The sequence below is a fragment of the Paenibacillus sp. 01T442 genome (genome assembly GCF_056398345.1).
In genome coordinates, this window is sequence record NZ_JBFTPF010000019.1 from 75114 (window position 1) to 97751 (window position 22638).

The window sequence follows — 22638 nt, forward strand, 5'->3', positions numbered from 1 at the left end:
AGTATAAGAATTGCAATTTGTATATTTATTGTAGACGATACGTCTACAGAGAATAGCGCGGTAAGATTACTCGTTAACTTTAGAATGAGGAATCATTTTGTTGAATGTATGTCATCAAAAGAATTGTTTCTCTTATGATTAAACGATTCGATGATGGCTTTAAAATGCTAAGAAGCCCTTCTGAGGGGCTTTTTTACGTTGTATCAGCAATGGTTGATAATACAGAGAGAGTTCTGCCAATATCCTGATTTTGTGAATTAATGATATAATAAGGAGGTAGCGAAAGGCAGCTATAAGTTGTTAAGAAAAGAATGATTTTATGTAGGGGGAGCCTTTAGCAATGCGTGATGATTGGCAACTTGATGAAGAAAATGAATATATACTAGAATCTAAAAAATCTAGAAAAATAGTACTTATCTTTATTGTGGTTCTTATGATTTGCCTAATTATTTTAGGTGGGGTTATTTGGCACTATGTATCAGAGTTTTTTGCAAGTTTATGTGGTGCGGCAGACTGCGATTAAATTATAAGCAGTGAGTGGCTAATCTTTAGCTAGTTTTTTATTTTGAAATTAAAGCGATAAAAGCATGATTTTATCTATAAGGGGAAGCTAATTTGAACTTATTTGAACAAGGCGACAAACTGTATGCAAATGGGCTTTATCAAGAAGCATATGAAAAATTTGAGTTAGCTTATGTTGATGAGAATGAAAAAATAGCTGATTGCCTTAATTATATGGCGTGTTGCCAAATACAATTAGGTAATTCTCAACAGGCACTAGAACTGTTGGATAAAGCACTAAAAATAAGTCCTACATGGGAAAGACTGTTTTTTAATAAAGGTCGTGCTTACTTAAAGTTGGGTAATCACACAGAATCCCTTGCTTATTTAAACAGAGCAATTATCGCTACCCCCAATAATGAAGATGCTTATTTTTATCTTGGCGTGTATTACGAAAAGATTGCTGAATACGAAATGGCTAAACAATATTATCAAAAATCGTTGGAAATAAACAATGAACAAACGGAAACTCATATGAACTTAGGTATGATATTTTGGAGCTTAGATGAGAAGGAAAAAGCGTTGAAGCAATTTGATTTAGCTTATCATTACGATAAAGATTGTTTTGATGCATTGTGGAACAAGGGATACGTTTTATGTTCACTTAAACAATTTGATGAAGCTATCCGCTATTTTGAAAAAGTTTACGAAAGTAAACCTAGCGATATAGAGAATCTAAATGAAATGGCGTATGCCTACTTTAAGTTGAACGATTACCAACAGGCATTAAAGTGACTTACTCAGGCGTTGGAGATTGAACCTAATAATGAACGTGCCTTAAAGGGAATCAAAGCGATTAGTAAACGATTACATGAGTAAGGTGTTAGCATAGTAGAGTAATTTTATCATACTGATTGAAGGTGCAAAGTGAGAAGATTTTTAATATACCTACTTATAGTTATGGTTATTAGTTTAGTAGGATGTGATGGGAATACGCAACAAAAGGGTGGGGAGATAGAGCGTTTAGATTCGCAGCAACCCACAACTGAGCCACCAAAATCTACTTCAATGTCAACTCTGACATCTGCGCAAGAATCTACACCTACGCCAACCCAATTTAATGAATATTCAAACACAAGGTATGGCTTTTCTATAAAATATCCATCGGAATGGAGAACTGGTGAAGAGTCCGATAACGGTGATGGGAAAATACTTTACGTTGGCAATCAGGATGTTGATATTAGAGTATACGCATCAAATTATTTGGAGGGTATTTCCGATCCGTATCACCAGAAAGATAACAAAAATGTTCAACTGCAAAAGATTAAATTGGATAATGGAAAGGAATCAACACTTATTCTTGGGAAACATAACAATAAGGTGCTTTACGAAATGGTTTATATCTCCAAACAAGATGTTGAGTACCACTTCTATGCGAATATCTCAGAGAAGTTTTTCCAAGATAATGAGAAAGTTCTTTTTAAAGTTGCGAAAAGCATGGATAAGCCTGAGTAAATAAAAAGATTATCTTCAAAAGGTCATTTCATCTGCGCATTCCGAGCTGTTCTGAGCCCAGGGATCCGGTTTATGTTTTAACGGAATCAGGCCGAAGAATGTTATGATCTGCGGCCGCGATTGGCCGTAACCATGAACGATGATAGGAGTCCTCCGAGCATACTCTTTGTTTTTTACTTCATAATGTCCATGATATAATGGTCAAAAACCAATACTCATTTTCTGGAGGAAACAATGAAAATCGGTAGAAACGATCCATGCCCTTGCGGCAGCGGAGACAAATATAAGAAGTGCTGCATTCCGAAATATGACCAGCCGATTACCCAAGCGGTTAAAGCCCCTGTGGATTTCAAGAGCTTTGTCGCACGTGCATGGACAGCGGAGAAGCTGGAGGCGATGAGTGAAGCTGAGATTTTGGGCAAGTTGAATGCTTTGGGCATCAGAACGAATAGAACTCAATTTGCCAATGAGGTTATAGGGCATATCAGCGCTGATGAGGTTGGTGAAAAATGGATAAGACGCTTATCGTCGTCAATCGATGAAATTGATGAGGACTTTCCTTTGTTTGCTGCAGAAGAACTTTGGAAGAGGTGGCTTCCGGATCAATTCTCTTTATACCGCTTAGAGGATATGCTTGTAGACTATTTGGACAATGAGCCAAATGAAAGAATACTGGAGCGATTTTGGGGGATATGGGCAGCGATGAGAGATCATATTCTTGTTCCCTATAAGTGCCGCTCATTAGAACAGTTTATGGATAAATTCGATTTTCCATATGAAATGAATGCTGTTTTCTTCGATACGGAACCTGATATGGTAGAAGAGTGCCGGAACCGGCAGGAGGAGGACCCTGAAAGCTGGGATCGTTTAATTCTATTATATCGGGATATGCTGAAGCATTTGACGGACATGAGTAAGGACAATAAATTAGAATTGCGCCGCTCGTGTGCGGAAGCACACTTTTATAAAGGCGATATAAACACAGGCAATGCGCTTTTTAAGCAGCTGACTGACGAGCACCCCGTATGGGCCTGGGGATACGTCGGATGGGGGGACATGTATAATCCACGGCTTAGCTTTACGTCAGCAAGCGATAAGGATGAAGCGCTGCGCTTGTACCGTCTAGGGTTAGAGAAAGCTTCGTCAGACAAAGACATTTTAGAAGAACGGATAAAGGAACTGATGATTTAATGAAACGAGGGAATCTGCCATTACCGGAACTCGAATTGCGGGCGATTCTGAGGGCTGCTGACGATATCATCGCCGAAGGCGGACGTACGCTGCTCTCTAAAATTTTGAAAGGTTCGAAAGAACAGAAACTGTTGGCGCTGGGGCTAGATCGAAATCCTTCGTACGGGTTCTACAGGGACCTTTCCTTGGAGCAGATCATGGTTAAAGTGGATCAGATGATTCACACGGGGTTTTTGGAAGTCGAGATGCACGGCAAGCTGCCTATGATCGTATTCACTTCGCGCGGCTGGGCGGTTGAAAGAGAACGACGTGCCGAAGAATTTCTGCAGGAATGGGATTGTTGGATAGAGAACAACATTACTCCGATCAGCATGGAATATTTGAAGGAACGTAACCGGGGATTGGTTTTCTTGTTCCTGTACAAAATTTTATGCTCCGGGAACCAGAAGTACATACCTTATTTGACTCAATGGGAAAGTATCGATTTCAAGAAAGTTCAGGCTGAGATTCGGCAGGTAATCGAAGTGTTGAAGCAGCTGGATGAAATGGAAAATCCGGAATGGGAGCAGTTAAAACGGGAACGGGCCAAATCGTTGCTTATCCGCACGAGCGATCCGATTATCATGGCATGTCAGCAATGTGGCGCTCCTTTCTTATTCGATGAAACGAACCCTGATTATTACACGAGTGAAGGGTTACGGTTTCCAGAAAGGTGTTCGAACTGCTTGGAAAAAGCCTAACTGCATCCCAAGTGACCCTGTGGTAATCAACATTAACGGATAATGCAAGACAATGAAAGGCCACTCTTCGATTTGTAACTTTGCTAAATCACCACTATAAAACAAGAGACATCCTTTCGGGTGTCTTTTGTTTTTATGGTGGTGTCAGAGATTGAGTCGAAAGGGTTTAGCATCGAACTTGCCTGATATCGTATTTATAAATTGGGTAAAGCCCCCTTACGTCCTACGTCATTACGTAGAATTCGAAAAGTTAGTATTGTAGGGAATGCTTCCCCATGCAGAAGTTTTTACAGTCGGAGCTTCGAGCAGCCTCTACTCTTTTTCACGAATTCTAGGTGTAGTTTCACGAGCAGAAAATAAAGGATTCACCTCACTTTTTGTCGAAATTTCTTATAAGGAAATGCTTGCAATAAGTAAGGAGACCAAGGTTGATGATTCGTGTAATGCTCATTGATGATGAAGAAGATGCGCTGGATTTATTGGAAATTTTGCTTGGACAAATAGGAAATATCCATATAGTAGGAACGTATATGAATCCGATTCAAGCGATTGAAGCGTTAGCTAACTCTCCTGTGGATGCAGTGTTTCTGGATAATCAAATGCCGGGAATGAAGGGCACTGAAGTTGCCAGAAAAATAAGAAGCAGGTTACCTCGCATGCCGATCGTTTTCACCACGGCCTATGCGGAATATGCGGTCGAGGCATTTGAAATTCAATCGACGGATTATCTGCTGAAGCCTTTTACGATAGACAGATTGCAGAATACGGTTGCGCGGATTAAACAATCTTTATCCGAGTCCGTCATTCAGGTGCGCCAGAGCGGAAGCATGGCCCCGACCGTCAACTGCCTAGGAGGCTTCCATATCGGGTTGCCGAGTGACGAGAACAAGGTGCTGACATGGAAAACGAAGAAGGAAAAGGAGCTTTGCGCGTTTCTGATCCATTATGCAGGAAAGTCTGTGAATACCGCTTCGATCATTGAGGCGTTATGGCTAGGGTACGATTTGAACAAGGCGAAAACGTATTTATATACATGTCTGTCCTATTTAAGGAGAAGTTTGGCGGAACATCAGATTCCAATCCATATACGCAAAGCGGATCAAGGATTCGTCGCTGTTGTGGATGGGATCACGGTCGATGTAACCGAATTTGAGCAGTTACTTAGCAACACATGGGCCGAAGCGGAGATGGATGAACGGTCATATGACAAAATGAACCAGATGTACACAGGCGAGTATATGGAAGCTTGCGATTTCAGTTGGGCTACCGCCAAACAGTTGGAGATCAAAGCCACGTATGTTCGTGTGCTGCGTAAATGGTACGGGTATTTTCAAAGTCAGGGTAATCGTACGCTAGCGGTGGACAGTATGCAAAAAATACTGTCACTTGCCCCTGATTCCGAGATCGACGGACGTGAGTTGATCAAGCTGCATCTGAAGATGGGCAATCGAAATGAAGCGTATCGTATCTGTTTGCAATTGGAACAATCGGTGCGCCTTCAATTGGGAGCTGAGCTGGAGGAAGAGACATTGCGGCTGGTCCAACAAATGAAAGACATGATGGAGCAAGCTCGATGAGAAAAAAAGTTGCGGCAGCGCTTATCACTTTAACTCTGTTGATTGCAACCTATGGGCTGTTGTGGGCTTACTTCTCTACTCATATAAATCCAATGCCTGTAGCGGTAAAAGGGGTCATGGACTTATCCGCTTGGAAGTTTGAGGAGGAAGGAGTCGTTCGGCTGGATGGGCAGTGGGAGCTTTATCCAGGTCAACTATTCACTAGTCAGCCTTCTCCATCTTCTGCCACTGCAGGGGGATTAACACCTGAGATGATTCAGGTTCCTGGATCATGGTCAAAAAAGATGGATACGCTTGGCATGGCGACTTATCGATTACAGATTCGGATCGGCGACGCCGGCGCGGTGTATGGTTTGAAAACAGCGTCTATTCTGATCTCGAATCGGCTCATCGTCAATGGCCAAATCGTTGGAACAAGCGGGAATCCGGCCGAGAGGCAGCAGTACAAAGCGCTTAATAAACCGTATGTCAGCTACTTCACGTTGCAGCCGGGCTGGAATGACATTCTGGTTCAGGTAGCTAATTATGAATTTCGTGTAAGCAGCGGGATCGGTGAATCTCTTCTCTTGGGCAAGGCTGAGCAAATCACCGGGATTCGTGATCGTGCGACAGCTCATGATTGGATCGTATTAACCGCCTTCTTGATCATGGGATTATATTTTATTGGATTATTTTCCCAGCGTAGGGATGATTTATCACTTGTGGTACTTGGCATCGTTTGTGTATGCATTGCTGCATTTACAAGCGTCAGCGGCGAGAGAGTATTATTTGATACGGTCGGCCCGATTCCGTTCTGGCTGTATTTCCGAATCCAGATGGTTTTGACAGTTGGCGTAGGTGTTGGATTTTTCCTTTATGTATATACCGCTTTTCGGCCTTACTGTTATAAATGGCTCACTCGAGGCGGGCTGGCTGTGGGGGGGATACTTGCGGTGCTGCATGTCGGCTTCGCCTCCGAGCTTACAACAGGGCCGTTTCGTCAATTAACGTCGTTTTACGTGACTTTCTCGTTGTTGTATGCAACGTATGTATTCGTTTATACGGCTCTGCACCGAGTAGCGGGAAGCGGGTATTTGGCTGTGGCCGCTATGGCTTTGAATGTGCTGGTGCTGAACCAGAATGTGAACGTGTACTTCGGCGTGCCGATCTATTCGCTTGCGCCGGTTGAACCTTTTCTTGTTCTGCTGATGCTTGCGTTACTGATGTCGCTCCGGTTTTCTAACGCTTTCCGTAAAATCGAAGAGCTGTCCGGGCAATTGCTGCAAGCCGACAAGTTAAAGGATGATTTTCTAGCTCGAACCTCGCATGAATTCAAGACGCCGCTTCACGGTGTGATGAATATTTCTCGGTCCATGCTGGACGATACTGCACATCCGCCAACTGCGGAACAACGGGAAAAGCTTCAGTTGATTACCGACATTACGAGGAAGCTTTCGCAGCTCGTATACGATATTTTAGACTTATCCAAGCTGAAACTAGGTGAACTGAGAATCGTTCCGGCGTCAATCGATGTTCGTTCGGTCGCGGAGGTGCAAGTGCGCTTCTATTCCTATTTGTGCACGGAAAACCATATTCAACTGGTGAACCATGTGCCTGCGCAGTTGCCTTCCGCTTTGGCCGATGAAATACGTCTGAGTCAAGTTATCGGGAATTTGCTGGATAATGCGATCAAGCATACGGCGAACGGAAGGATTGTCATTACCGGCAGAGAGCTTGGAGGCAGACTTGAAATCGCGGTACACGACACAGGAAAAGGTATCGAGCCCCAGGAGATTCCCTTCATTTTTGAACCGTTTAAATCACTCGAGGGAGATCAGCACCGTGGTTTTGGATTAGGGCTGCCGATTGCGAAACAACTAGTTGAACTGCAAGGAGGTACGCTTTCGGCTACTTCCACGCCTGGAGTTGGTTCGACCTTTACATTCACGCTTCCGATCGCCGATGAGCAAAGTGAAGCCATATTGTCTTTGTCCAATTTAAGTCCACAGTTCATACCCAAGGAAGCCGAATATTCCTTCGCTACGCCTTATCATACGAATCAGAGCGGCAAGCATACGGTTCTGATCGTTGACGATCAGTTTGTTAACTTAAAAGTCTTATTGGACGCGCTTCAAGCCCTCGACTATCGCGTGATCGCGGTCAAGAACGGGTATGAGGCGCTGGAGCAGCTCGATCAAACGGGCAGGATCGATCTTGTCATTCTCGATTTGATGATGCCAGGGATGTCAGGCTATGAAGTGTGTCAAGAGATTCGCAAACGATACTCGTTGCTGGAGCTGCCCGTTCTGATGGTGACGGCGGCGATTCAACCCCAGGATAAGGTGGCAGCACTCCAAGCAGGGGCGAATGACTACTTGTCGAAACCGTTCGATCTGGAAGAGCTTAAGGCAAGAATCGGCAGCTTGCTCGCGATGAAGGAATCTCTAGGCCGAGCGATTCATATGGAAGTGGCATTTTTGCAATCACAGATCAAACCTCATTTCTTGTATAACGTACTGAATAGTATTGTGGCATCAAGCTATAAGGATGTGGAACGAGCGAGAAAGATGATTGCCGATCTAGCCGATTATTTGCGAGGAAGCTTTCGGTTTAGCAATGCGGAGGAGCGCATCGGGTTTGCAGAAGAATTCAGTCTGATTCGAACGTATGTAGAAATTGAGCGTGCCCGATTCAAAGATCGTATTCGCTTCGAATATGATATTGCAGAAGCTGCCTATGGTTTGCGTATGCCGCCGCTTTTGATGCAGCCGCTGGTCGAAAATGCGATTCGTCACGGGATCGGTGATCGCATTGAAGGCGGTACGGTAACATTGACAGCGGAAGAGTCGGATGGGAAGTGGCGATTTGTCGTAGCCGACGACGGCGTAGGGATCGCGCCTGAACGTTTGAAGACGCTGCTAGAAAGGCCCGATGCGGAYGAGTCGCAGGGGGTAGGCCTACGTAATATTAACAAGCGGTTGAAATATGAATATGGAATTTCACTGGAACTGGAAAGCGAACTAGGACGCGGTACGAAAATCACCATATGCATCCCTGCTTAGTCGGTTTAACTGAACTATGCGGATTCACCTGACAGGTTCTCATCGATTTAAGGATGGGGCCTGTTTTATTTTTGGAGAAATTGTCGGTTTTTAAGGTTTCTTTAAGGTGTCGTCAGATATGCTCTACTCAAATAAGCGTGACTTGAGGAAGAACGACGATCAAGAAAGGAAGATGCACATTGATCCCGAAAATAAGGCTAGGAATAAATAACAGACAGCGGAGAATCCGCAAAAGCGTGCACGTTTTACTTGCCATTATGCTGATGATTCCTCTATTATTCAGCGGAGGTGGCGCGGCTAACGCAGCAAACGGTTGGTCGATGATCGACGGCGGCGGGCCTAACGGCCTTAACGTGAATGCAGCCAATCGGGCGGAATCCCCTGCCATGGTCGTATGGAACGGCGAAGTTTATGTCACCTGGCAAGAAAAAGTCGTTCCGGGCGTAACCGCCGCTCAAATCAGAGTCAAGAAATATAACGGCACGGGCTGGACGAGCGTCGACGGCAACGGCCCGAACGGATTAAACATGAACTCGGGCAAAGAAGGAACGATGCCGACTTTGGCCGTATTTAACGGTTCTTTATATCTCGCATGGGTCGAAGCGGTTACATCGTCCTATGGTCAAATTCGGGTCAAGAAGTATAACGGCACAGGCTGGACAAGCGCCGAAGGGGAAAGCACGACGGGAATTAACGTGGATGCGGCAAAGGGCGCTAACTTTCCTACTTTGGTTGAATACAATAATGCTCTGTATGCTTCGTGGTCAGAACTGGGTAAAATTTACGTGAAGAGGTATAACGGCACGGAGTGGATGAGTGTCGACGGAGGTACGAACGGATTAAATATAGATCCAGCCAAAGCAGCAGCTTTTCCTGCTTTGGCCGTATTGGGAAATGAATTAATCGCGGTTTGGTCCGAATTATCCGGGTCCATTTATCAGCTCCGGGCGAAAAAGTATGATGGCACAAGCTGGACGACGATCGACGGCGGAGCGACGGGATTAAATATAGCGACTGGAAAAAGTGCGTACTACCCGACGTTAGCCGCGGTCGACGGCGTCTTGTACGCAGCTTGGCATGAACCGGCTGATTCGACGACGGACGATCAAATTCGGGTAAAGAAATACGACGGTAACGCTTGGTCGAGTGTTGACGGCGGCGGGAAGTATGGGATCAACGTGAGTACCGCATTCCGAGCTAATTATGTGAAATTAGCAGTTGCTAATCATGATTTATATGCGGTGTGGTCAGAACATTCCGGAATGGCAGGATCAACCCCTGTATTTAAAATTCGCGCGAAGATGTATAACGGAACGGTTTGGACGAGCGCCGAATACGGCTTAAATGGTTTTATCGTTGATAATACGAAAGCCGCTTTTAATCCTGCCATAACCGTACTGAACAATGGTTTATTCGTAGCATGGGAGGAACAAAACAGTAGTGGTATGGAACAACTTCGGGTGGCTAACTTACCGGCTCCAGCTGTAAATAGCGTAGCCGTCACTCCAGGCACGGCAATCATCGCGCAAGGAGGAAGCAAGAATCTCACAGCTGCGGTAGATGCGGTGGGAGGAGCGGCGACGACGGTCACGTGGACGAGCAGCGACGCTAAGGTGGTGGTGGATAGCGCGGGGGAAGTAACCGTAGCGGCAGATGCCACGCCGGGGGATTATATGATCACAGCAACCTCGACGGTAAATAACAGCAAAACAGGAACAGCGACGATTACCGTCATACCTCCAACCATCAATAGCGTGCTCGTCAGCCCGATTAGAGCTACCGTCGTGCAAGGTGGAAGTAGGCAGTTCGCTGCAGTGGTAGACGCAGTGGGAGGATCAGCGACGACGGTCACTTGGACAAGCAGCGACGTTGCTGATAAGGTGACGGTGAGCAGCACGGGTAACGTAACCGTCGCGGCAGATGCCGTGCCGGGCGTTTATACGATCACGGCAACCTCGACAGCAAATAGTAGCAAAAAAGGGACAACAACGGTCACCGTCACGGCAACGCCGGCCATCAACAGCGTAACCGTCAACCCGAGTACCGCAAGCATCGCGCAAGGAGGAAGCAAGAATCTCACAGCTACGGTAGATGCGGTGGGAGGAGCGGTGGCGACAGTTACGTGGACGAGCAGTGACGCTAAGGTGGTAGTGGACAGCGCGGGGAAAGTAACCGTAGCGACAGATGCCGCGCTGGGTGATTATACGATCACGGCCACTTCGACGGCGAATAACAGTAAAAAGGGGACGGCGACAATCACTGTCACGACAGCGCCGGCCATCAACAGCGTAAGCGTGAGCCCGAGCACGGCAAGCGTAGTGCAAGGAGGAACCGAGCAGCTCACCGCTACGGTAGATGCAGTGGGAGGAGCAGCGAAGACGGTTACGTGGACGAGCAGTGACGCTAAAGTGGTAGTGGACAGCACGGGGAAAGTAACCGTAGCTACTGGTGCGCCTCCAGGGAATTATACGATTACGGCGACCTCGACGTTCAATAACAGTAAAAAAGGGACAGCGACGATCACCGTCACGGCCATACCTCCGGCTGTGAACAGCGTTACCGTCACTCCAAGCACGGCAAGCGTAGTGCAAGGAGGAAGCAAGCAGCTCACAACTACGGTAGATGCGGTGGGTGGAGCGGCGACGACGGTCACTTGGACGAGCAGTGACGCTAAAGTGGTAGTGGACAGCGCGGGGGAAGTAACCGTAGCGGCAGATGCCACGCCTGGCGATTATACAATCACGGCGACTTCGACGGTGAATAGCAGCAAAAAAGGGACAGCGACGATAACTGTGACGGCAGCACCAGCGATCACTAGCGTAACCGTGAGTCCGAGCACGGCAAGCGTGGTGCAAGGAGGAAGCAAGCAGCTCACAGCTACGGTGGATGCGGTGGGCGGAGCGGCGACGACGGTCACGTGGACGAGCAGCGATGCGAAGGTGGCGGTGGACAGCGCGGGGGAAGTAACCGTAGCGGCAGATGCCACGCCTGGAAATTATACAATCACGGCCACGTCGACGGTGAATAGCGGCAAAAAAGGGACAGCGACAATAACTGTGACGGCAGCACCAGCGATCAATAGCGTAACCGTAAGTCCGAGCACGGGAAGCGTGGTGCAAGGAGGAAGCAAGCAGCTCACAGCTTCGGTAGATGTGGTGGGCGGAGCGGCGACGACGGTCACGTGGACGAGCAGTGATGCGAAGGTGGCGGTGGACAGCGCGGGGAAAGTAACCGTAGCGGCAGACGCCACGCCTGGCGATTATACAATCACGGCCACGTCGACGGTGAATATCGGCAAAAAAGTGACAGCGACGATAACGGTGACGGCAGCGCCAGCGATCACTAGCGTTACCGTCACTCCAAGCACGGCAAGCGTAGTGCAAGGAGGAAGCAAGCAGCTCACAGCTTCGGTAGATGCGGTGGGGGGAGCGGCGACGACGGTCACGTGGACGAGCAGTGACGCGAAGGTGGCGGTGGATAGCGCGGGGGAAGTAACCGTAGCGGCAGACGCCGCGCCTGGAAATTATACAATCACGGCTACGTCGACGGTGAATAGCGGCAAAAAAGGGACAGCGACGATAACCGTCACGGCAGCACCAGCGATCAATAGCGTAACCGTTAGTCCGAGCACGGCAAGCGTGGTGCAAGGAGGAAGCAAGCAGCTCACAGCTACGGTGGATGCGGTGGGCGGAGCGGCGACGACGGTCACGTGGACGAGCAGCGACGCTAAGGTGGTGGTGGATAGCGCGGGGGAAGTAACCGTAGCGGCAGATGCCACGCCTGGCGATTATACAATCACGGCGACTTCGACGGTGAATAGCAGCAAAAAAGGGACAGCGACGATAACTGTGACGGCAGCGCCTACCTATACAATCGCTGCAATCACGGATCAAACGTTAACGGCCCTTACTCAAGGATATGTATCGGGTAGCCAAGAAACGAGAACTGTTACCATCATGAATACGGGTACTGGCGATTTAGCGAACCTGACGGTCACGCTTAGCGGCACAAGCGCTAACGATTATGTAATCACAAAGCCAGATTCTACTTTAACTATCGGCGAATCAACAAGCTTTGACATTCATACCAAGGATGGTTTGCTGGCAAACACCTACACGGCAACGGTCACCATATCCGCCGATCACTTGACTCCTGTAACGTTTGACGTCACGCAAGCCGTGAACTTGCCGAATGCTCCCGCAAATCCGCAAAACCTTGCGGCTGACGTCGGCGACCGTCAAATTACGCTGAGCTGGAATACAGTATCGGATGCGACGAAATACCATATTTATATGGCAACGGATGCAGATCTAACTAATATTGTCGAAGTAGCGACTGTCACATCTTCTACCTACAGCATTCAAGATCTGGTTAACGGCACCGCCTATTACTTTGTGGTAAAATCAGAAAACTTGGGCGGCTTGAGCGCGGCATCGAACCAAATAAGCGCGACTCCGGCAACGATCCCGGGAGAGCCATCCGATGTGACGGCGGTCGCGGGTAACGGACAAGCTGTGGTTACGTTTACGGCTCCGAGCGATAACGGTGGAAGCACGATTAMAGAATATGAGGTGACTGCTTCACCGGGAAATATAGTCATCATCGGAGGAGCAAGTCCGATAACCTTCACAGGATTGACGAATGAAACGAGCTATACATTTACGGTAAAAGCGATCAACGGCGCGGGGAAAAGCGCAGCTTCCGCAGAATCGAACTCCGTCATTCCGAGAGCATCAACTTCGCCATCTGAGCCATCTCAACCATCTCAACCATCTCAACCTTCCGCTCCAACGACACCGGTCAATACGAGCACGGGCGTTGATATTCTTGTTAATGGGAAGGTCGAGAATGCGGGGACCGCTACGATCGGGACGCGAGACAATCAGACCGAAATGACGGTGGTTGTGGATCAGAAAAAGCTGGCTGCGAAGCTTGCAGCAGAAGGGCAACATGCCGTAGTCACGATTCCGATCAGCCAAAAATTCGATATCGTCGTTGGCGAACTGAACGGTCAAATGGTGAAGAACATGGAGGACAAGCAAGCCGTTCTGGCGTTCAAAACCGATTATGCGACCTACACGCTTCCAGCGCGACAAATCAATATAGGCGCTATATCCGAGCAGGTTAGTGCGTTAATAGCCTTACAAGACATTAAAGTGCGAATTGAAATCGCCGTTCCGACAACGGATACGTTGAAGGTTGTCGAGAGCACTGCAGCCAATGGGCAACTCGCGCTTGTCTCCCAACCGCTAAATTTTACGGTGAGAGCCGTCTATGACGATAAAATCGTTGAAGTAACTAAATTCGACGCCTATGTGGAAAGAACGATTGCCATTCCGGATGAGGTTGATCCGAACAAGATTACTACAGGTGTTGTAGTTGAAGAGGATGGGTCAGTGCGTCATGTACCGACAAAAGTCCGACATATCAACGGGATGTATGAGGCCCAAATCAACAGCTTGACCAACAGTACGTATGCGGTCGTATGGCATCCGCTCGAATTTAGCGATATGGCGAATCACTGGGCGAAAAATGCCGTTAATGACATGGGTTCTCGAATGGTTGTAGACGGAACGGGTAGCGGTATGTTCTCTCCTGACCGAGAAATCACCCGCGCTGAATTTACAGCCATCATCGTTCGCGGATTAGGCCTTAAGCTGGAGAATGGAGCAACGCCATTCTCGGATGTGAAATCGGCGGATTGGTACAGTAGCGCTGTCAAAACGGCTTATTCCTATCAGTTGATCAGCGGCTTGGATGACGTTACATTCCGACCGAATGACACGATTACTAGAGAACAGGCCATGGTTATTCTATCCAATGCGATGGTGATAACCGGTTTGAAAGACAAGGTGTTCGAACAATCAGCCGCCGCCGAACTTCTTCCGTTTGAAGATACAGCTGAAGTGTCCTCATGGGCACAAAGCAGTGTTGCGGACAATGTGATGGCTGGTATTATTTTTGGAAGAAACGGAGCTATACTTGCGCCCAAAGGTTACATCACCCGAGCCGAGGTTGCAACTATGGTTCAGAGATTATTGCAAAAATCGAGTCTGATTTAAGCGTTGTTTTCCATTCCAATCTTTGTTTCACCACCTCTCCTAAAGGGTAATAAGTACAAACAAGCATCATATCCTTCAGGAGGTGTTCGACTATGGAAGCAAACAATACGTTTCACGAGGCTGAGGAGGAGATTGTTCTACAAAAGCAAGGCAACGCCTTCATCCTCAGCACGCTGTCAGGTACGGTCGGCGAGATTACTTACAGGCTGGTCGATACCGATACCTGGGTAATTGAACATACCTACGTGGACCCGCGCTACCGTGGTCGTCAACTGGGTAAACAGCTGCTGGACATGGTCGTCCATGAAGCCCGTGACAAAGGGCGCAAGATTATCCCTTCCTGCTCCTTCGCGTTGGAGGAATTCAAGAAAAACGCCATTTATGCCGATGTTTGGGATAATGATAAAGCGGCGAGCGAGTTCTCCGACACGTATAGCTCAGGTAGCGCCATAATGAAGCGATAGGAATTCGCCGCAAGCAGGCTAGCGTCCGACAGGATGCGGGCCTGCTTGTGTTTTATGGCTGCCAATTCGTGTTTAGATGTATAAACTACAGCTAATTTGCTCGAATTAGACGTAGTTTCGTGATTAAATGGAAAAAGTGCATTTAATTTGGATGGAATTTGAAGAATCGAGCAAATCGAAGGGATTTAACGACAGGAAATACAGTTAATCTTTCGAATTCGAGAAATCCGCTTCAAATAGATGGAGAAAATCCAGTTAGATTGTGGGAAGCATGTTTATTCCTTATTTATTCCATATCGGTCATTGACGAAAAAGAGGCTGTTTCCAAAAGTCTAAATAGACTTTTGAGACAGCCTCTTGTCGGTCTTAGCTATGCACAGGTTATGCTGTCGGCATGCCATATGTCATGCGGTCGGCATGGCACATCGCCGGCTTTACAAGTTATTGCGATAGCGGTTGTTGGCGCCGCCTGTGTTGCTTACGTACCCGTAGTCCGGACTGTATGTATCCGCATTGAGCGACTTGTGGGCGCGGAAAATCCGATAAGCCAGATTAGCGCGTTCGGCATCGCCGTCTACGAGAACGAGCACTTTGCCATTTTGAACATATTCGTCATAAAGCATCGCGTCCTTCTCGGGGATACCGAGTCCGATCAAGCCGCCGACCAGTCCGCCTGCACCTGCCCCGACAGCTGCACCTGTTAAGGTCGCCACGATCGGACCTGCTACAAGGATGGGACCCAGCCCGGGAATCGCCAAAGCGCCGATGCTCACGAGCAGCCCCGTCACCCCGCCTAGTACGCCGCCTGTCGCCGCGCCTGTTGCCAGACCTTCTTCCGCTTTGGTCGCGGTCGCTTCTTCGATGTGGTCCAGATCACCGCGGTTGCGGCCCACTACGGAGAGTTCCTCCGAGCGATATCCCTCTGCCTTCAATTGGTTGATAACGCGAATCGCTTCTTCTTCCGTGTTGAATACGCCGATAATATGTTTGCTCATGGTAATCCCTCCTGGAAAGTTGAGTATTAGCAAGCCGCTTCAGGCGACTGTGGCATAGGGTTACTTACCCCAAATCCCCTGATATCAAACAACTTTCAATGGAGCGGGGTGAAAAACTTAATTTTCGACCGTTGGGTGTTTTTTCTACCTCTTTAGGTGATTTATAGACGTGCAATCATTGCGATCCCTATACACAAACCTATATACTAGTTTTAGGAACCGATATATCCCCATTATTTGATCTGAAAGGTGAGATAACCATGTCGATTGATTTATCCAAAGGTCAACGCATTGACCTAACCAAAACCAACCCAGGTCTTACCAAAATCATTGTAGGACTTGGCTGGGATACCAATAGATATAATGGCGGTGGAGATTTCGATCTCGATGCTTCTGCGTTTCTTCTTCATGAAGATGGCAAAGCCAAATCAGCAGCAGATTTTGTTTTTTATAACAACCTTAAGGCTTATGACGGCGCGGTTGTTCACACGGGAGACAATCGTACGGGTGAAGGTGACGGCGATGATGAGCAAATCATGATCGATTTCGCTAAAGTCCCAGCAGCCATCAGTCGGATTGGCATTACGGTTACGATTCATGATGCGCAGCAACGTTCTCAAAATTTTGGACAAGTAAGCCACGCTTTCGTAAKGGTAGTAAATGAAGCGAATCAGAATGAGATTCTCCGTTATGATTTAGGTGAAGACTTCTCCATTGAAACAGCGGTCGTCTTCTGTGAGTTTTATCGTCATGGAAGCGATTGGAAATTCCAAGCGGTAGGTAGTGGTTTCTCAGGCGGTTTGGCTGCGCTAGTTACGAACTATGGCTTGAGCTAGAGGTTGGCTTGTAAAGGGTGGTTGCCTTCTGGTTGCCACCTTTCTGTTTACATCTTTTACAAAGAAGGGTGAAGTCAACATGAGCGTTGTTACTGTAATCAAAGGACAAAAGGTAGATGTAACGAAAGTGCATGCATCGCTTACCAATCTAACAGTCTTTATCGGTTGGCAGGCTCCCAATCACATTGAGCTCGATACTTCGGCCTTTTTACTTGCGCAGAACAGTAAGGTTCGTGGTGATGAAGATCTTATCTTTTACGGAAATCCGAGCAATAGCTTTATAACATACATCGAGAAGCAGGCAAATGAAAGACAGCTGAATATCGATCTGAAACGAGTATTGACTGACGTTGAACGAATTGCTTTTACACTTACGATCTATGAAAGTGAAGCGAGGCGTCAAAATTTTAGTGCGGTCAGCAGCGTCTATCTCCGTTTCGTGAATCAAGCAACAGGGCAAGAAATACTTCGTTATGACTTGGGCAATCAGTTCTCCGTAGAATCGGCCATTGTTATAGGAGAATTATATAGATACAACGGTAAGTGGAAGTTCAGTGCAATCGGTGCTGGATACGCTGGAGGGCTTAAAGCGCTATGTGCGAGTTATGGTGTTGTTGTAGATAATGAGCAGCCAACGTTGAAAGCTCCAGAAATTCAGATCGCGCCGCCGGAACCGAAATCGATACCAGAAAAGGGACCACAGATTAATCTTTCCAAAATTGTATTAACGAAAAAGGGAGATAAAATCAACCTCGAGAAGAAGTCGGGCGGTCTAGGGGAAATCTTAATCAACCTGAATTGGAATCAACAACCGGCAAGCAACCGTGGCTTCTGGGGGGAATCATCTAGCGGGATCGATCTTGATTTAGCTTGTCTGTATGAACTTAATGATGGCAGAAAAGGGTTAATTCAGGCGCTAGGCAATTCATTTGGATCGCTTACGCGTGAACCTTATATCGCTCTTGATGGTGATGATCGAACAGGCTCGGTTAAAACCGGAGAGAACATTCGCATTAATGGAACCAAGCTGGCCAATTTCAAGCGGATTCTGATTTTCACCTTCATTTACGAGGGTGTGTCGAAATGGTCTGAAGCGGATGGCATCGTCACAATTAAGCAAAATGGCGGACCTGACATCATTGTTAATCTCGATGAGCATGATAACGATCTCCGGATGTGTGCCATCGCTATGATTCAGAATGTGAAGGATGAAACGTTAAGTATTGAGCGAATCGTGAGGCATTTTCAGGGGCATCAAGAGCTGGATAAGGCCTATAACTGGGGTTTAAGTTGGGTCAGAGCGAGCAAGTAGCTCAATTAGGTTGTCGTTGCAGGAGGTTAGGCTATGTTAGAATTTTCTTTTGAAATCATGTCAGATTCTAATATTAACATCGAATATATCTATGGCAGCGAGCTGTTCAAGTTAAATCTTTTTCTGAAAAATGGTTCTTGGACCATCCACCCCTTCGACGGAATGCTCCTTCAAAATCGAGAATTATGCAAACTCGTCATCATTGACTTATTCAAAAATAAATATTTTCAAATCATGCTGGCGAAAGAAAACATTGCTTTGTCGAGTTTACGAACATCGATTGAATTGGAGCCAGCGAGAGAAGCTGAGGCATCTAATCCTGCTGAGCGTAGAGGGGGCAGATGGGAAGATCCGATTGATCAAACAGAAGAATTCATTGGCAATCATTCCATTGAGGAAATTATCCAAATCGAGCATGATTTACTTGAGCAAAGAGTTACCTTTTACGGAGATTTGTTGAAGAAAATGTTCATGGATAACTATGGTCCTGGAGATTATGAGTTTGATAAGGTGCAGTCCCTGGTACGTATATTCAAGGAGTCACAAGGTAAGATGATCGAGCTTACGAATACCAAGTAGTCGATAGGGATTACTGAGCAATAGACCTCACCTGCCAACGAAGTGGCCAAGGAGGTCTATTTTTTCGTGTTTTTATTGCCTTTTTACATGCGAGATCAAGAAAAGAGAAGTGGAGTCAAAAATGTCATATATCTGCCAAATGGCTTCCTGCAAGCTAATTTCATTGTTGAAAAAATGTCTAATAGACGGCGTAGCCCGACAAGTCCTACAGTTAGTACACGGGCCAATCATACCAACTGGTATGAGCTGTATGGGTCATCGTTATGGATTCTGGTTGGCGAGGAGGGAAGAAGGAGCAGTTCTGACCGAAGGCAGAAAGTGATTCTTAGGATATGCAAAACCTTGCACGATGAGGAATTACCGAGAGCATGCACAATCCTCTCATAGCTCGAACAGAAGGAGTGAAAATAACAATGCGAACTAACAGACCATGGAAAAAAGTCGTTTCGTTACTTTTTGCAAGCGCTCTCTTACTACCGAACGGGTTGGTGGCATCCGCCGCTGTTGGTAACAATGGAGCCGAACTCGATAGTGTTTATTATAGTGATTTCGGTGATACGATCGCGCCAGACCCCGTTAATTGGGGATTCGTAACAGCGAATGCTACGGTATCGATTAATACATATGAAGTGATGGGGAATAACACCCCGATGCTGCAGTTCACTCAGACGAACCAAAGTGGGGGGCGCGTAGCGACCAAGACCTTCGGTACTTCGGTTAAAGGCAGCCAAATTCTCGTTGAATTTGATTGGTACCCTGGCAAGGTGAATAATAAAGCCGCTAGCAATCCTAGTGAAAACGGTGGCGAGTTCAGGATTCTCGATAGCACTGGCAATACGGTATTTACGGTAAACAATACGAACAATGCACCTTTGCAATATTTTGCAGGAAAGCAGCCTGCAGCGAGTACGGGTATTACGAATCCGCAAGCGTGGTATAAGGTAGGGATTAATCTTGATGTGGAAAATGAGGTCGTCAAATTCAAGTTAACCGACAAAGCTGCGGGTACAAGTCAGGAATTCACGTCCTCGCTGAATGGTGTAGCTTTTGATGGTTCAGTTGCTTCGGTTAAATTGGTAGGCATGCGGACATCTGGCAATAATATTGCTTGGACGACGTACCTGGATAACTTTGGTGTGTATCACATGCCTATTCCGGAAAATCGAATTACGAAAGTGGATAAATTATCCTATCATACGGTGTATGTAGATCAAACTACGTCGGATATCCACTCCATTGGTCTACCGCAATCCGTTAGCGTCACCCTAGCCAATAATAGTAAGGTAAATGTGCCTGTAAGTGCGTGGGTTAACGTGGGCAAGGCTTGGAATCCCCATGAAGCCGGCGTATACACGTTTAAGGGTGAACTAGCGGTTCCTGCGAGTCTGGAGAACGGTTTTGGCCGATATGCAACCCAATATGTATACAACCGTCTTACACCGCCAGATACGGCAAGACAGACAGAGTGGCTGGACAGAGGCGTTATCGCTTTACAATCATATGAGGGTATATTCGTAAGCTGGCGCCTGCTTGCAGATGAGTATGACCGCGATGTGAAGTTCAATCTTTACCGCAATGGGCAAAAGCTGAATATGTCACCATTGTCTGTGACCAACTTTGCGGACTCGGCTGGTGTTGCCGGAGATACCTATGAAGTGGAGACAGTTGTCAATGGAAAGCCAGCAAAGGATAGAGAGGGAACATCAGCAGCTGCCAACGATTATCTTTCCATCCCGATGCAAAAGCCTAAAGGAGGAACTACGTCCACAGGCAGCTACACATATAGTGTCAATGACGCTGGTGTAGGGGATTTGGATGGAGACGGCGAGTATGAGGTCGTTGTGAAATGGTACCCATCTAACGCTATCGACAGTTCACAGAACGCGATGACGGGGCCGACAATTTTTGATGCTTATAAAATGGACGGCACACTATTATGGCGCATGAATATGGGGCTTAATCTCACATCAGGCGCGCATTATCATCAATTTATTATCGCGGATTATGATGGGGATGGCAAAAGCGAATTCCTCATTAAAACGGCAGATGCAACGACCGTCTATGGGGTTGCAAATGGCAAATTTGATAGCAGCAAGGTGATCAGTGTCATTGGTAACGCTGCGGATAATGGTAAATGGGTAAATGAGTTCGGCCATATTTTCGGGGGGCCGGAGTACATTTCCGTATTCAAGGGTGAAACGGGTAAGGAGATCGATACCATTGATTATGCATTCCCGCTGGGAGATGTGGCCTCATGGGGAGATACCTGGCATAACCGTTCGGACCGTTTCCTTGCAGGATTAGCTTATTTGGATGGTAAGAAGCCAAGTGCCATCTACGGTAGAGGCTACTATGAACGGACTACGTATGTGGCCTATAGCTTAGTGCATGGCAAGCTCAAAGAAGAGTGGACCTTCGACTCCGCTCAAGCGGGTAGAGGGGCAGGTTTAGGCTTCCACAATCTGGCCACGGCAGATGTTGATAATGATGGTTTTGACGAAATTATCGCAGGATCGTTGACCTTGGATCAGGACGGCACCATTCTCTATGAAATGGATGGCGAGATGCAGCGTGAACAGGGTTCACATGGCGATGCGCTTCATGTAGGGGCATTTGATCCAGCTCGTGAAGGTTTGCAGGTCATGGCGGTACATGAAGTTCCTTCTGTAGCATCGGTAGAGCTCCATGATGCTGCTACAGGGGAAACACTGATGTCCTACAATGGTTATGTGGATACTGGACGTGGCTTGGCGGCTAATATTACGGCTAGCCCAGGCTTTGAGTTCTGGGGCACAGGAGGTACAACGCCAGCATCGGGAGGAGCCATTTACAACGTACAGGGTCAGGTCGAAGCGGATAGCTTTAGAACGGCAGGCGTATCTGTGAACTTCGCCCTTCACTGGGATGGGGATTTGTTGAATGAGCTGCTGGATAATACATCGATCACGAAATATAATCCCAGCACGAAGAAGGCTGAGCCTTTAAAAAGCTTTGCAGACGTAGTCAGCAACAATGGAACGAAGGCGACTCCGACTTTACAGGCAGATATCCTAGGAGATTGGCGTGAAGAAGTTCTTTTGCCAACAACAGACAGCTCGGAACTGAGAATCTTCAGTACGACGATTCCTACGGAATATCGGATTTATACGCTCATGCATGACCCGGTATACAGAAACGGAATCGCATGGCAGAACACGGCGTACAATCAGCCGCCGCATTTAAGCTTCTACCTCGGTGAAGACATCAGAGAGACGGTTCTGGCAGGTGGACTGCAAGCGCCTAAAGTGGATTATACGGACAAGCACCACGATAAGAAGCCGAAGGACCCTAAGGACCCTAAGGACCCGAAAGGCCCAAAGGACCCTAAAGACCCAAAGGACCCTAAAGACCCAAAGGACCCTAAAGACCCAAAGGACCCAAAGGACCCAAAGGACCCTAAAGATCCAAAAGATTATAAATAATGGGAAAACCCGCTCATGGAGCGGGTTTTTTGCCAAATAGGCATGACGATGAGTTGGTGGCAGGCTGTTTCGCAAATATACGGTGGTCCAGGCAAATAGATGGATTTTATCCAGTTATATTTCACGATTTCGGTTCGGCCCCTTAATTATGGAGTCTATCTGCTGAATACTTGCTTTCTCGCAGTTTCTCATTTTTCGTATTCAACCTTTTTTAAAAAGGGTAATCTCCACTACYCCTAATTTATTTGCCTTCCAGGCCTCATGATATCGGCTTGGACTCATTTTATGCAAGCTGCCGTGGAAACGACGATTGTTGTAGAACTCAATGTAGATGTGTATTCTTTGGTAAGCTTCTTCAAACGTT

Annotated in this window: 15 protein-coding genes; 13 read left to right on the top strand and 2 right to left on the bottom strand. The window is 47.0% G+C overall.

Translation table 11 applies throughout. The features are described 5' to 3' along the window. The first annotated feature begins 340 nt into the window (after positions 1-340). From AC1DLM_RS17235 to AC1DLM_RS17275, 9 genes are all read left to right on the top strand, one after another. On the top strand, positions 341-523 hold the full coding sequence (locus AC1DLM_RS17235; RefSeq protein WP_477570662.1) for a hypothetical protein: 183 nt from the start codon (positions 341-343) through the stop codon (positions 521-523). 92 nt (positions 524-615) lie between these two features. Beyond that, on the top strand, positions 616-1296 hold the full coding sequence (locus AC1DLM_RS17240; RefSeq protein ID WP_477570663.1) for a tetratricopeptide repeat protein: 681 nt from the start codon (positions 616-618) through the stop codon (positions 1294-1296). A gap of 132 nt (positions 1297-1428) precedes the next feature. Then, positions 1429-2016 (top strand): hypothetical protein, encoded by a 588-nt coding sequence (locus AC1DLM_RS17245; protein ID WP_477570664.1) that lies wholly within the window; start codon positions 1429-1431, stop codon positions 2014-2016. A gap of 234 nt (positions 2017-2250) precedes the next feature. Continuing rightward, complete coding sequence (locus tag AC1DLM_RS17250) at positions 2251-3207, top strand: YecA family protein (protein WP_477570665.1); 957 nt, start codon at positions 2251-2253, stop codon at positions 3205-3207. Continuing rightward, complete coding sequence (locus AC1DLM_RS17255; RefSeq protein ID WP_477570666.1) at positions 3207-3947, top strand: RQC-minor-1 family DNA-binding protein; 741 nt, start codon at positions 3207-3209, stop codon at positions 3945-3947. The genes AC1DLM_RS17250 and AC1DLM_RS17255 overlap by 1 nt, the downstream gene beginning before the upstream one ends. Positions 3948-4378: 431 nt before the next feature. Then, a complete protein-coding gene (locus AC1DLM_RS17260) occupies positions 4379-5524 on the top strand; it encodes a response regulator (protein WP_441991293.1) in 1146 nt (381 codons plus the stop codon). Then, positions 5521-8565: an ATP-binding protein gene (locus AC1DLM_RS17265; RefSeq protein WP_477570667.1), complete on the top strand. Its 3045-nt coding sequence runs from the start codon at positions 5521-5523 to the stop codon at positions 8563-8565. The genes AC1DLM_RS17260 and AC1DLM_RS17265 overlap by 4 nt, the downstream gene beginning before the upstream one ends. Positions 8566-8744: 179 nt before the next feature. Further along, positions 8745-14627, top strand: a complete 5883-nt coding sequence (locus AC1DLM_RS17270; RefSeq protein WP_477570668.1) for an Ig-like domain-containing protein — start codon at positions 8745-8747, stop codon at positions 14625-14627. Between the two features lie 92 nt (positions 14628-14719). After that, positions 14720-15091, top strand: a complete 372-nt coding sequence (locus AC1DLM_RS17275) for a GNAT family N-acetyltransferase (RefSeq protein WP_477570669.1) — start codon at positions 14720-14722, stop codon at positions 15089-15091. A 434-nt stretch (positions 15092-15525) separates the two neighbouring features. Here the strand turns inward: AC1DLM_RS17275 and AC1DLM_RS17280 are convergent, their stop codons facing one another. Further along, positions 15526-16086, bottom strand: a complete 561-nt coding sequence (locus AC1DLM_RS17280; protein WP_441991297.1) for a general stress protein — start codon at positions 16084-16086, stop codon at positions 15526-15528. Between the two features lie 260 nt (positions 16087-16346). On the opposite strand from AC1DLM_RS17280, the gene AC1DLM_RS17285 reads away from it, so the two are divergent. The 4 genes from AC1DLM_RS17285 to AC1DLM_RS17300 all read left to right on the top strand — a co-directional run bounded on the left by AC1DLM_RS17285 (position 16347) and on the right by AC1DLM_RS17300 (position 22274). Next, on the top strand, positions 16347-16922 hold the full coding sequence (locus tag AC1DLM_RS17285) for a TerD family protein (RefSeq protein ID WP_477570670.1): 576 nt from the start codon (positions 16347-16349) through the stop codon (positions 16920-16922). 79 nt (positions 16923-17001) lie between these two features. Continuing rightward, positions 17002-18234: a TerD family protein gene (locus AC1DLM_RS17290; protein ID WP_477570671.1), complete on the top strand. Its 1233-nt coding sequence runs from the start codon at positions 17002-17004 to the stop codon at positions 18232-18234. A 33-nt stretch (positions 18235-18267) separates the two neighbouring features. Then, positions 18268-18813, top strand: a complete 546-nt coding sequence (locus AC1DLM_RS17295; protein ID WP_477570672.1) for a hypothetical protein — start codon at positions 18268-18270, stop codon at positions 18811-18813. A gap of 413 nt (positions 18814-19226) precedes the next feature. Continuing rightward, positions 19227-22274, top strand: coding sequence for a rhamnogalacturonan lyase (locus tag AC1DLM_RS17300; RefSeq protein ID WP_477570673.1), 3048 nt, complete (start codon positions 19227-19229; stop codon positions 22272-22274). 201 nt (positions 22275-22475) lie between these two features. Here AC1DLM_RS17300 and AC1DLM_RS17305 read toward each other — a convergent pair. Beyond that, the coding region (locus AC1DLM_RS17305; protein WP_477570676.1) for an IS3 family transposase at positions 22476-22638 on the bottom strand (163 nt) is incomplete at its 5' end.

Coding starts and splice junctions, on each gene's coding strand:
- AC1DLM_RS17235 (WP_477570662.1), top strand. CDS start 341: ATGCGTGATGATTGGCAACTTGATGAAGAAAATGAATATATACTAGAA.
- AC1DLM_RS17250 (WP_477570665.1), top strand. CDS start 2,251: ATGAAAATCGGTAGAAACGATCCATGCCCTTGCGGCAGCGGAGACAAA.
- AC1DLM_RS17255 (WP_477570666.1), top strand. CDS start 3,207: ATGAAACGAGGGAATCTGCCATTACCGGAACTCGAATTGCGGGCGATT.
- AC1DLM_RS17260 (WP_441991293.1), top strand. CDS start 4,379: ATGATTCGTGTAATGCTCATTGATGATGAAGAAGATGCGCTGGATTTA.
- AC1DLM_RS17275 (WP_477570669.1), top strand. CDS start 14,720: ATGGAAGCAAACAATACGTTTCACGAGGCTGAGGAGGAGATTGTTCTA.
- AC1DLM_RS17280 (WP_441991297.1), bottom strand. CDS start 16,086: ATGAGCAAACATATTATCGGCGTATTCAACACGGAAGAAGAAGCGATT.
- AC1DLM_RS17290 (WP_477570671.1), top strand. CDS start 17,002: ATGAGCGTTGTTACTGTAATCAAAGGACAAAAGGTAGATGTAACGAAA.
- AC1DLM_RS17295 (WP_477570672.1), top strand. CDS start 18,268: ATGTTAGAATTTTCTTTTGAAATCATGTCAGATTCTAATATTAACATC.
- AC1DLM_RS17300 (WP_477570673.1), top strand. CDS start 19,227: ATGCGAACTAACAGACCATGGAAAAAAGTCGTTTCGTTACTTTTTGCA.